The organism is Ruegeria sp. CH2 (assembly GCF_056537065.1).
Genome location: NZ_JBQFQV010000008.1, coordinates 100,228 through 112,356 on the forward strand (window position 1 = coordinate 100,228; position 12,129 = coordinate 112,356).

At 59.4% G+C, this 12,129-nt stretch carries 7 protein-coding genes; 2 read left to right on the forward strand and 5 right to left on the reverse strand.

The window, feature by feature from the left end; all coding sequences use genetic code 11:
• Nucleotides 1-109 precede the first annotated feature (109 nt).
• A complete protein-coding gene (gene carB / locus ACR0M9_RS12590; RefSeq protein ID WP_480539304.1) occupies nt 110-3,463 on the forward strand; it encodes a carbamoyl-phosphate synthase large subunit in 3,354 nt (1,117 codons plus the stop codon).
• A 65-nt stretch (nt 3,464-3,528) separates the two neighbouring features.
• Here carB and ACR0M9_RS12595 read toward each other — a convergent pair whose 3' ends face one another.
• Genes ACR0M9_RS12595 through ACR0M9_RS12605 form a run of 3 tightly spaced genes read right to left on the reverse strand, consistent with a single transcriptional unit; the run spans nt 3,529 to nt 8,089 of the window.
• On the reverse strand, nt 3,529-6,576 hold the full coding sequence (locus tag ACR0M9_RS12595; protein ID WP_480773759.1) for an efflux RND transporter permease subunit: 3,048 nt from the start codon (nt 6,574-6,576) through the stop codon (nt 3,529-3,531).
• Between the two features lie 11 nt (nt 6,577-6,587).
• Nucleotides 6,588-7,625: an efflux RND transporter periplasmic adaptor subunit gene (locus ACR0M9_RS12600; RefSeq protein ID WP_480539308.1), complete on the reverse strand. Its 1,038-nt coding sequence runs from the start codon at nt 7,623-7,625 to the stop codon at nt 6,588-6,590.
• A complete protein-coding gene (locus ACR0M9_RS12605) occupies nt 7,622-8,089 on the reverse strand; it encodes a MarR family winged helix-turn-helix transcriptional regulator (RefSeq protein WP_480487592.1) in 468 nt (155 codons plus the stop codon). The genes ACR0M9_RS12600 and ACR0M9_RS12605 overlap by 4 nt, the downstream gene beginning before the upstream one ends.
• 160 nt (nt 8,090-8,249) lie before the next feature.
• Here ACR0M9_RS12605 and ACR0M9_RS12610 point away from each other — a divergent pair, with 160 nt between their 5' ends.
• Nucleotides 8,250-9,374: a beta-ketoacyl-ACP synthase III gene (locus ACR0M9_RS12610; protein WP_480557788.1), complete on the forward strand. Its 1,125-nt coding sequence runs from the start codon at nt 8,250-8,252 to the stop codon at nt 9,372-9,374.
• Nucleotides 9,375-9,400: 26 nt separating this feature from the next.
• Here the strand turns inward: ACR0M9_RS12610 and ACR0M9_RS12615 are convergent, their stop codons facing one another.
• On the reverse strand, nt 9,401-11,203 hold the full coding sequence (locus ACR0M9_RS12615; RefSeq protein ID WP_480773760.1) for a hypothetical protein: 1,803 nt from the start codon (nt 11,201-11,203) through the stop codon (nt 9,401-9,403).
• A gap of 159 nt (nt 11,204-11,362) precedes the next feature.
• Nucleotides 11,363-11,824: a hypothetical protein gene (locus ACR0M9_RS12620; RefSeq protein ID WP_480475505.1), complete on the reverse strand. Its 462-nt coding sequence runs from the start codon at nt 11,822-11,824 to the stop codon at nt 11,363-11,365.
• Nucleotides 11,825-12,129: the final 305 nt, after the last annotated feature.

The following is a 12,129-nucleotide window of genomic DNA, read 5'->3' on the forward strand; positions in this document are numbered from 1 at the left end:
CTTCTGTTTCCGATACCCCTTGAACCTTTCTGCGTGGTCCCTATAACGCACGACAATTTGGGCGCTTGGGCGGCGCCCGCGACTCGTACAAAATCGAAGGGGCCAGGCCATGCCGAAGAGAACCGACATCAAGTCGATCATGATCATCGGGGCGGGTCCCATTGTTATCGGTCAGGCCTGCGAGTTCGACTATTCCGGCGCTCAGGCCTGCAAGGCCCTGCGCGAAGAAGGTTACCGGGTTATTCTGGTCAACTCGAACCCCGCGACAATCATGACTGACCCCGGACTTGCCGATGCCACCTATATCGAGCCGATCACGCCCGAGGTCGTCGCCAAGATCATCGAAAAGGAACGCCCTGACGCCCTGCTGCCCACAATGGGCGGGCAAACCGGTCTGAACACCTCGCTCGCGCTGGAAGAGATGGGGGTGTTGGACAAGTTCGGTGTCGAGATGATCGGTGCCAAACGCGACGCCATCGAGATGGCCGAGGACCGAAAATTGTTCCGCGAGGCGATGGATCGGCTGGGGCTGGAAAACCCCAAAGCCACCATCGTGACCGCCCCCAAGAAGGCCGACGGCTCTGCCGATCTGGACGCAGGTGTTCAGATCGCTCTGGACGAGCTGGAGGAAATCGGCCTGCCTGCCATCATCCGCCCGGCCTTTACCTTGGGCGGCACAGGCGGCGGCGTGGCCTATAACCGCGAGGATTATATCCATTTCTGCCGCTCGGGCATGGATGCCTCGCCTGTCAACCAGATCCTGGTCGATGAAAGCCTGCTGGGCTGGAAAGAATACGAGATGGAAGTGGTGCGCGACACCGCCGACAACGCCATTATCGTCTGCTCCATCGAAAACGTCGACCCAATGGGCGTGCACACGGGTGACTCGATTACCGTGGCCCCTGCCCTGACGCTGACCGACAAGGAATACCAGATCATGCGCAACGGCTCGATTGCCGTCCTGCGCGAGATCGGGGTGGAAACCGGTGGCTCGAACGTGCAATGGGCAATCAACCCCGATGATGGCCGCATGGTTGTGATCGAAATGAACCCGCGCGTGTCGCGTTCATCGGCGCTGGCCTCCAAGGCGACGGGTTTCCCTATTGCCAAGATCGCCGCGAAACTGGCCGTCGGCTACACGCTGGACGAGCTGGACAATGACATCACCAAGGTCACGCCTGCGTCGTTCGAACCTACCATCGACTATGTCGTCACCAAGATCCCGAAATTCGCGTTTGAAAAATTCCCCGGCTCTGAACCCTACCTGACCACTGCAATGAAGTCAGTGGGTGAGGCGATGTCCATCGGGCGCACCATCCACGAATCCATGCAGAAGGCGCTGGCATCGATGGAATCCGGCCTGACCGGGTTTGATGAGATCGAAATTCCGGGGTTGAGCATCGGCCTGTGGGATGAGGTCGAAAGCAGCGATGACAAGGCGCATGTCATCAAGGCGATCAGCAAGCAGACCCCCGACCGTCTGCGCACTATCGCACAAGCCATGCGTCATGGCCTGGCCGACGATGAAATCTTTGGCGTCACCAAGTTTGACCCCTGGTTCCTGGCCCGCATTCGCGAGATCATCGAAGCAGAACGCACCGTGCGCAAGGACGGTCTGCCAGTGACCGAAGAAGGCATCCGCAAGCTCAAGATGCTGGGCTTTACCGATGCGCGTCTGGGCAATCTGTCAGGCCGCAGCGAAGATAACGTGCGCCGCGCCCGCCACAATCTGGGCGTTACCGCGGTCTTCAAACGCATCGATACCTGCGCTGCTGAGTTCGAAGCGCAAACCCCCTATATGTACTCGACCTACGAAGCCCCTATGATGGGCGATGTCGAATGCGAGGCACGCCCAAGCGACCGCAAGAAGGTCGTTATTCTTGGTGGTGGTCCGAACCGGATCGGTCAGGGGATCGAGTTCGATTATTGCTGCTGCCACGCCTGTTATGCGCTGACCGAGGCCGGGTACGAGACCATCATGGTCAATTGCAACCCCGAGACGGTTTCGACCGACTACGACACCTCGGACCGTCTGTATTTTGAGCCGCTGACCTTTGAACACGTCATGGAAATCCTGACGAAGGAACAGGAAAACGGCACGCTGCACGGTGTGATCGTTCAGTTCGGTGGTCAAACACCGTTGAAGCTGGCCAACGCGCTCGAGGCCGAGGGCATTCCGATTCTGGGTACCACGCCGGACGCAATTGACCTGGCCGAAGACCGCGAACGGTTCCAGGCGCTGGTCAATGAACTGGGCCTGAAACAGCCCAGAAACGGCATTGCCTCGACCGACGAAAAGGCGCTGGAGATTGCGGAAGAGATCGGTTTCCCGCTGGTCATCCGCCCCTCTTACGTTCTGGGCGGTCGCGCGATGGAAATCGTGCGCGATATGGATCAGCTGCGACGCTATATCAACGAGGCCGTTGTGGTCTCGGGCGACAGCCCCGTACTGCTGGACAGCTATCTGGCCGGCGCGGTCGAACTGGACGTAGACGCCCTGTGTGACGGCACCGACGTTCACGTCGCGGGTATCATGCAGCACATCGAAGAAGCGGGCGTTCACTCGGGCGATTCCGCCTGTTCGCTGCCGCCCTATTCGCTGTCGAAAGAGATCATCGGGCAGATCAAGGATCAGGCGTTCAAGCTGGCCAAGGCGCTGAATGTTGTTGGCCTGATGAATGTGCAATTCGCGATCAAGGATGATGAGATCTATCTGATCGAAGTGAACCCGCGCGCCTCGCGCACCGTGCCGTTTGTTGCCAAGGCCACCGACAGTGCGATTGCGTCGATTGCGGCGCGCATCATGGCGGGCGAGAAGTTGGCCGATTTCCCGATGCGCCCGCCCTATCAGGAAGGCAAGGACACCAAGATCGCGGACCAGATGACGCTGGCCGATCCAGATATGCCCTGGTTCTCGGTGAAAGAGGCCGTCATGCCCTTCGCCCGTTTCCCCGGCGTCGACACCATCCTTGGCCCGGAAATGCGCTCGACAGGCGAGGTGATGGGCTGGGACCGTGACTTCCCACGCGCGTTCCTCAAGGCGCAGATGGGCGCGGGCATGGTGCTGCCGTCCTCTGGCCGTGCGTTCATTTCGATCAAGGATGCCGACAAGGGCAAAGCCATGCTGGAAGCGGCACAGGTTCTGGTTGATCAGGGCTTCACGCTTGTGGCCACGCGCGGCACCCAAAGCTGGCTGGACGAACAGGGTGTTGCCTGTGACGTGGTGAACAAGGTGTACGAAGGCCGCCCGGATGTTGTGGACATGCTGAAAGACGGTCAGGTGCAGCTGGTGATGAACACCACCGAAGGTGCGCAGGCGGTTGAGGACAGCAAGGCCATCCGCTCGATCGCGCTGTATGACAAGATCCCGTATTTCACCACCGCTGCAGGGGCCAATGCCGCAGCACTGGCGATCAAGGCACAAGCTGAGGGCGACGTCGAGGTGAAATCGCTACAGGGGTAAAGACCCCTGAACCAAACGGAAAAGCCCCAGAGGAAACTCTGGGGCTTTTCTTTATTTCCAATGCCTTACGCAGGCGTTTCCATCGTTTTCTTTCGTTCGTCACGGGCGAAGAACAGCAGGTAAAACACCGGTGCCGCGACCATTGTCAGCACGGTGGCAAATGCCAGACCGCCCATGATCGTCACTGCCATCGAGACGAAGAACGCATCCGTCAGCAGCGGCGCCATGCCCAGAATGGTCGTGACAGCCGCCAGCATGACGGGCCGCAAACGCGACACGGATGCTTCGATGATTGACTCGCGCAGGGGCTTTCCTGTGGCGCGGACCAGATCGATTTCCTCAACCAGAACAATGCCGTTCTTGATCAGCATACCCGACAGGCTGAGCAGGCCCAGAAGTGCCGTAAAGGTGAAGGGCAACCCTGTTCCCAACAGGCCGATCACCACGCCGTTCACGGACATCGGCACCAGCAGCCAGATGATGATCGGCTGGCGGATCGCGTTGAACAATAGGACCGAGATCAACACCATGATCAGCAGGCTCAGCGGCAATTGTCTGCCCAGGCTTGCCTGCGCTTTGCGCGAGTTTTCGAACTCTCCACCCCATTCCATCTTGTAGCCGGGTGGCAGGTCGATGGCCTCGATGGCGTCGCGCACTTCGGCGTGGACCTGTGCCGCTGTCAGGTCGGGCGGGATGTCGGCGCCGACGGTGATGGTCAGAACCCGATCACGACGGTGAACCAGCGTATTGAGCGTTTTGTACTCGAATCCATCCACCATTTGTTCAATTGGTACAAACTTTTCCGACTGGTCCGAGTACACGACCTGATCGACGATCGAGTAATCTCCGTCCGCGGGTCGGCGCAGGATGATCGGGATCAGGCGGTCGCGCTCGCGGAACACACCACCCGTAATGCCGTCGGTCGAGAATTGCAGGGTGGCGGCGATGTCTTCGCGTGTGACACCGGCTGTCTGCGCCCGTTCGGTGGCATAGATCGGTTGCAGCGCCAGTTCCTGTTCGCGCCAATCGTGATGAACCAACAGCGCGTTCGGGGATGCGGCTGCCATGCGCTGCACTGCCTCATCAGCAAGCTGGCGCAGCACGACCGGATCGCTGCCCGAGAACCGGGCCTGAATCGGATCGCCGCCACCGGGGCCAAAGACCAGGCGCTTAGTGCCGAACTCACCTTCGGGGAATTGGACGGACCCAAACGCCTCAAGGTCCGCTTGCAGCGCCGGGATGTCGTCCAGGCTTGCTGTGCGGATGACCATATGCCCATAGCTGGGGTTCGGCTTTTCGGCTGAATAAGTCAGCATGAAACGAGTAGCTCCCTGGCCGACAAAGGTCGTGACCGAGACGACGTCGTCGCGTGCTGCCAACCACTCTTCGAACACCGCCATGTCTTCGGCGGTTCGTGCAATCGGTGTGCCCTGCGGCAGTTTGTAGTGCACAAAGAACAAAGGCGTGTTGGAGTTGGGGAAGAACTGCTGTTTCATCAGCCCAAACCCGGCATAACACACCACGGTTACACCGACGAGACCAGCAACAACCAGCCAGCGGAAGCGCAGCGCAAAGCGCAGGATCGCACCATAGGTGCGGAACAGGAGGCCGCCGTATGCGTCGATCTCGCCTGCTTTGCCCTGTTTGAAGAAGTAATGCCCCAAAAGCGGCGTGACGGTGATCGCCAATACCCAGCTGAGCAACAGTGAAATGCCGATCACGGCGAACAGAGAGAACAGGAATTCTCCGGTTGCGTCAGGGCTGAGGCCAATGCCCGCAAAGGCCATGATGCCAATCACGGTCGCACCCAGCAGCGGGATCTGGGTTTTTGACGCCACATCCTCGGCCGCATCGCGCGAGGACTGGCCGCGCAGCATGGAAATCTGCATCCCTTCGGCCACGACGATGGCGTTGTCCACCAGCATCCCCATGGCGATGATCAGGGCACCCAATGAGATTCGCTCCATCTCGATTGAGAAGAGCGACATGAACAGAAGCGTGCCGACCACGGTCAGCAGCAGGGTCGAGCCAACGACAATGGCCGCGCGCCAGCCCATGAAGATGCCCAGCACGGCGACCACGATGGCCACCGACATGGCAAGGTTCACGAGAAAGTCGTTCGAGGCCTGTTCGACCACCACATGTTGTTGATAGATCGGCAGGATTTCGACACCGAAGGGAATGCTTGTGTTCAATTCCGCGAACTTTGCATCAGCACGTTTACCAACCTCGACAATGTTTTCCGTGGCCAGACCCGCGATACCCAAGGTGAAGGCCTCGGTCCCGTTGTAGCGGATAATGATGTCGGGGTCGTTCTGACGGGCGCGATAGACATCGGACATGTCAAAGAGGTTGATCACCTGCCCTTGCGAACCGACAGACAGGCCCGCAATGGCCGACACACTGTCTGACCCTTCGGCCGTCAGGATGGTGGTCCGGTCATTATCAGAGCGCAAGGACCCTGAGGAATTGACCGAATCCGCGTTGGCGATGGCCTGGTTGATTGCTTGCAGCGGGACATTCTGGTTCACAGAAATCGCCAGATCGGGTTCGACAAAGATCGCCTCGTCCGGCAGGCCCTGAACCTCGACATCCGCAACGCCGTCAACGGTCAGCAGTTCCCGCCGCAGGAAGGTTGCCAGTTCGTGTTTTTCAGCGTCCGAGAACCCTTGGGCGGTCACCGCATAGAACAGGCCGAACACGTCGCCGAACCCGTCATTCACAAACGGTTGGCCGACGCCCGATGGCAGGCCGCGCGCGGCGTCGCGCACCTTGGCCCTGAGGCGGGTCCAGATGGCAGGCAGTTCGGTGCCGTCGTATGTCGACTTGATCTCGACCTCGATCAGGGACCGTCCGGGTTGATTGACCGAGGTGATGACGTCCACCTCGCCCATCTGTTGTATGGCGGATTCCAGCGGTTCCGATACTTCCAGCGCCACCTGCTCGGCGGTGGCGCCCGGGTATTGCGTGATGATAACCGCGTTCTTGATTGTAAAGGCCGGGTCTTCCAGACGGCCAAGCGATGTGAACCCCCAGATGCCCCCAATGAGGGCAATGAGAATGACCAGCCATGTGTAAAGCGGCCGGTCGATTGAGGCGCGGGCGATGTTCATCTGTCAGCCCCTCAGTTCGCGAAACCGGCGAACCGGCGCACCGTCTGACCATCCGTCAGCACAGCGCCCCCGGCCACGACGACCTCATCCCCGTCAGACAGGCCCGTCAGCACCCGGACTTCGCCGGTTTGCGTGGGCTCGATGGTCACCGGGACGCGGCGCACGGTGCCCTCATCCGCCCCGACCGGGGAAAACACCATGACGTTCAGCGCGCCGTTTGCGTCAGCGACTACGGCGGTCGCCGGGACGACGATGCCTGTGCGGTTGTCCTGCACCTGAACGTTGACGGTAACGGAAGAACCGGGAAAGATTTGCAGCCCCTTTGGCGGGGTCAGGCCAAACTGGATGCGGAAAGTTTGACCGACGCTGGAGGTTTCCGCGTCGAATTCACGGATTTCCAGCGGGAAGACTTCGTCACTGACCGGGAATTTCGCGGTGATGAAGAAGTCGTCATTCTGGCCAGAGCGTTGAAACAGGATCTCGGGCACATCGACCACGATGCGAAGTTCCGACATGTCGTGAATGCGGACGATGGGGGTGCCCGCCGAGACGGTCGTAAACGCCTCGACCGAGCGGCTGGAGACCAGCGCGTCAAACGGCGCGGTCAGCGTGGCGTGTTCCAGTTCATATTCCGCGTCGCGCAGTGCGATCGCGGCCAGTTGCGCCTCGGTCTCGGCGTCATCCACGGCCACCTGGCTGGCGGTTGTACCGCGCAGGCGCGACAGGCGTGCGACAGTGCGGTCGGCCTGTTCCTTTTGCAGCCGTGCCCGATCAAGGCGCAGCTCGAACGGTTCCTGATCCAGACGGGCAATCAGGCCGTCCTTGGGAATCACGAAGCCTTCGTTGATGGGCATCTCGACAATCTGGCCCGCAACCTGAAAGGCCAGATCAACGGTCTGGCGCGCGGCGACGCGGCCAAAGAACTGCCGCGTGAAACCCGGCGCGGTTTCGCGCACCTGCATGAGTTTCACCGGTTTCGGGGTCTCTTGAGCGGCAATCGGGGTTGCCAGAATGGCCAGTGCAAGGCCCAGAGAGGTCAGGAGTTTCATTTCTTCAATCCCTCGGGAATTCCCGTTTTCAATACGTTGTCGCGGATTTTGCGCGCCAGTCGCGCGAATTCGGCAGTTTCTTGTTCGTTTAGGCCCGAGGCCCTGTGAAACAGGTCCCCGGCGGCGGCGACCAGCATGTTGCGGGCCTCTTCGCCCTGCTCTGTCAGCACCAGCAACCAGGCGCGGCGGTCTTCGGGGTCACGCCGCCGCGTCAGGTAGCCCGCTTTTTCAAGGGCATCGGCTGTGGCGGTGATCGTTGACGGGACGCTTAACATATCAGCGGCCAGAACGCCCATGCGCTTGGGCTGATCCAGTTTGATCAGCATGTGGCATTCCGGGTGGCTCAGGTCTGTTTCGATACAGTCGAAGGTCTCTTCCAGTTTCCAGTACAGGGCATAGACGCCCATGATCGCCTGAATCTCGGGGCTGAGGCGGCCCAGTCTGGCGCTGATATCGTCGGGCATTGGGGGGTCTCCGCGCGGGTTACGGAGCGATATACTTCAATTTCTGAACTATTCAAGATATGAAACTGTGCCCCGAAAAGAATTCCCTTAGGTCAACATATCTTGATCAAATCACGCCATGACTGCATTTTGGGCGAATCCGAAACATTCAGGACCCGCCATGTATACCCCCGCCATCACCGGTACCGGTGTCTTCACCCCGGAAAACGTCATCACCAACGCCGAGCTTGTTGAAGCGTTCAACGCCTATGCCGACAAGCAGAACGCGAAGAATGCCGAGGCCATCGCAGCCGGGCAGATGGAGGCGATGCAGCATTCCTCGGAAGAGTTCATCGTCAAGGCTTCGGGCATTCAGAACCGCTATGTGATGGACAAGGCCGGGGTGCTGAACCCGGACGTGATGCACCCGACGCTGCGCCAGCGCAGCGATGACGAGCCCGGGATCATGACCGAGATGGCAGTGGATGCCTGCAGGAAGGCGCTGGCGCAGGCGGGGCGTACGGCGGCGGATGTCGATCTGGTGATCTGCGCGGCCTCGAACCATGAACGCGCCTATCCGGCGATTGCAATCGAGATTCAGCAGGAACTGGGCATCGACGGGTTTGGCTTTGACATGAATGTCGCCTGTTCTTCGGCCACGTTCGGCATTCAGGCGGCGGCGGATATGGTGCGGTCCGGGTCGGTGCGCGCGGCGTTGGTGGTGAACCCTGAAATCTGCTCGGGCCATCTGGAATGGCGCGACCGGGATTGTCACTTTATCTTTGGCGATGTGGCAACGGCAACGCTGATCGAGCGGATCGAAGACGCAAAAGGCCCGCATTTCGAAATCCTGTCGACACGTTGTGCCACCGCCTTTTCCAACAATATCCGCAATAACAACGGGTTCCTGCGCCGGTCGCGCCCCGATGGCGTGATTGACCGCCGCGACATGCAGTTCATGCAGAATGGCCGGAAGGTGTTCAAGGAAGTGTTGCCGATGGTCAGCAAGCATATCAGCGACCATATGGAGGCCGAAGGGGTCAGCAATACCGACCTCAAACGCCTGTGGCTGCATCAGGCCAACAAGACGATGAACGACTTCATCGGCAAGAAGGTTCTGGGCCGCGAACCCGAGGCGGGCGAGCAACCCAATATCCTTCAGGATTATGCGAACACCTCATCCGCAGGGTCGATCATTGCGTTTTCGAAATACTCTGACGATCTGCAAGAGGGCGATCTGGGCCTGATCTGTTCTTTTGGGGCCGGGTATTCGGTTGGATCGGTGATCGTGAAGCGTCACGCCTGATCGACATTCCGCAAAGCGCTTACGGCCTAGAGATCGGCCGCCAACTGAAAAACCTGAAACGCTGCCCCTTCCCCACCATCAATCCGGCTGAGATAGGCGGGGGTTTCACCCTTTGCCAACTGGGATTGCAGCCCGCGCCCCTGAGATGCCCAATCCCAGAATTCGGCACGGGGCGCAGCGGTGCAGAGCAGCACATAGCTTACACCCAGCGCAGCAAGACGCGGACCGGCCTGAGGCGCGTCCATACGCAAAACCGCGATCTGCGCCTGAATTCCGGCCCGGTTGCGGTGATAATTCCCCGCCAGAACCGAATGATCGGTATAGCGCAGCACCTCTGCCGCATAATCGAAATCGACCAGAACCATTCCGGCTGGCAGGTTTTTCAGGGCCGCGTAGGCCTCGGGCGCTTTGCAGGGGGCGCCGATGTTTTGCGAATCCTGCACAACCTCGGCGACGGGTGCCGCAAGGGAGGGGCGCGCAAACCGTTCCAACTGTTTTTCCACGCTGCTACCAATCTTTGGCGAGACGCAGACGATAAAGCCTATCATAGCCAAGCCGGAGAGCGTGCGGCCATGGGTTCTGTAACTGACGTAAAGGGTCCGCAGCACCTGAGCCTGAACAGCCACAAGAGACACGCCCAGAAACGTCATCATCCGGGACTGGTACAGAAACATGGAAAACCCGGTCACAATCAGCGCCAGAAACAGAAGGTAATCCAGTTTGTCTTGCGACTGGCGGGCAAAGAACAAGGCTGCAACCGCCGTGATGACGGACATGGCGATCAGGGCCGCAGCCTCGCCCCGATGTCGTTCCAGCACGACGGTTATATTCTGTGCTTCGGCAACCTGGCTGAGCCAGAAGTCGCGCATGTCCTGAGGCAGGTCCGCAATCGGGTTTTCAAGGCAATGCGGTGCAAATGCGTAAGCGCAGCCAAGTGTTACAGCGCCTGTCGCAAGACACGCGCCGATGCGCCCCCAATAGGACCAGCCCGACCCGACCCAGGCTGCTGCACACAGGCACAGGGCCGCGATCCCGGCCGGCAGGGCCACACTGATCGTCAGGGCATCGCAGCTTGGGAACAGAAAACCCTGACGCCCCGTTGTTGCAATGCTGGCCAACAACAGGGTCAGCGCCAGCCCGGTTCCAAACACCATGGTGCGGCGGCGGGCGGCTGTGCCGGTCACGATCCAGTCAATCGTGAAGAACACCGCGATAATCGCGACCTGCACGATCGATTCGGTTCCGATTGACACCGAAAGGGCCAGACAGACACCCAGCCATCCCGCAGCAGAGGGTTTGGCCTTGCGCAGGACAAAGAACATGAGGGCCGCTGCAAACAGCAGAATCTGAACATTGTGGTGGTCAAACGAGAAATAGTCGAACTTCCGATAATGTTCGAGCGTCAGCGCACCGACCACCAGTGCCGAAATCGCGCCATTTCGCCCGCCCAACGCTGCGCCGGTGACAGCAAAGGCCCACAGGGTCAGCCCCGCCAGAAGCACCGGCCACACAAACGCGGTCACTTGCAAGGCGGTGTCGGGCGGCACGACCATCGCGGACAGCGCGTAGATCCCGGCAATCGGTGCATCGACAAGCCGGGACCAGTGCATCAGCGTGCCGTCACCGGGGCCCAGCCGATGCTGATAGGCGTCAAACCAGCCCTGTCCCGCCAGCAGGTCCTGTACCATGACCCAGCGCATCGCGTCATCAGGGCCTTCCTGATAAGCGCCAAACAGCACCGTGGCCAGAAAGAGCGCATAGACAAACAGGAACGACCGCCAAACCATACGGTCTGCGAGAATGCTGTAATTTCCCTGCATTTTCTGCATGGTTTACTGCCCTTGACGATCTTGCCTGCGCCACAGCTTATCTGAAAGACGTGACTGAATTGAGGCGCAGAGTCCGGTTGATGATCATGCCACAAAGCGCACGACATCTGCGGCGATCCGGGCAGGCGGTTTTTGGCCGATAGCTGGCCGCCACCAAGCCTAGCTGACGCTTTCTTCTTCCAGGTGCAGTTTCATTTCTATCAGGACCTGCTGAAGCAAACTGGTTTCTTTCAGCAGCCTTTTGGCTTCGTTCACCGTGATGATGCCATCTTCGATAGCGGACTGATATTCAGTCATCAACATTGCAAACCGCTGGCTGAGCGCGATGACATCCGAATTCACCCCGCCTGTGCGAGGATCCTCGGTGTTGCGTTCGCTGTAGGACAAGGTGATGTTTTTCAGATCCGCCAGCGCGGATGTCACATGCGGATAAGTTGCTGCGTTTTCAAGCCGAGCCACCGCATCCACGGGCATGAACCTGTCCGCGTGTTCGGCATTGTCCGAATAATACCGGCCCAGGGTCGCCTTGGATTTTCCGGTGATTTCACAAGCAGCTTCTATTCCGACATCTTTGACCAGCGCTTCTGTGTGTTTCTTCAGATAGGCCCCGATATCTGCCATTGATTTACCTTTATTACCTGCAAACGCCCGCCCGGTGTCCAAACCGGGGAAAGCGTCGGGAAATTTCCCATACCTGAGTCATAATTGAAATGTCATACATTGACTATCCCTCAGATAAGCGGGGGATTTTGTGAGTGAGTGGCGGCAGTTCAAGCCGGTAAAGAGTGATTGCGGGGCGGTATTGTTGGGCCTTGCTTTGTTTTGGCCACATGTTGGCCGACGGCGTCGCTGTTGCAGACGCGGGGGTTCCATCCCCTACGAGCCCAGCTCGGCCTCTGCACACGCAATGGCGACGTCGCTTCTTA

Excerpts from the sequence above, each read along its gene's own strand:
- carB (WP_480539304.1), top strand. The coding sequence starts at position 110 with ATGCCGAAGAGAACCGACATCAAGTCGATCATGATCATCGGGGCGGGT.
- ACR0M9_RS12595 (WP_480773759.1), bottom strand. The coding sequence starts at position 6,576 with ATGAACATCGCCCGCGCCTCAATCGACCGGCCGCTTTACACATGGCTG.
- ACR0M9_RS12600 (WP_480539308.1), bottom strand. The coding sequence starts at position 7,625 with ATGAAACTCCTGACCTCTCTGGGCCTTGCACTGGCCATTCTGGCAACC.
- ACR0M9_RS12605 (WP_480487592.1), bottom strand. The coding sequence starts at position 8,089 with ATGCCCGACGATATCAGCGCCAGACTGGGCCGCCTCAGCCCCGAGATT.
- ACR0M9_RS12610 (WP_480557788.1), top strand. The coding sequence starts at position 8,250 with ATGTATACCCCCGCCATCACCGGTACCGGTGTCTTCACCCCGGAAAAC.
- ACR0M9_RS12615 (WP_480773760.1), bottom strand. The coding sequence starts at position 11,203 with ATGCAGAAAATGCAGGGAAATTACAGCATTCTCGCAGACCGTATGGTT.
- ACR0M9_RS12620 (WP_480475505.1), bottom strand. The coding sequence starts at position 11,824 with ATGGCAGATATCGGGGCCTATCTGAAGAAACACACAGAAGCGCTGGTC.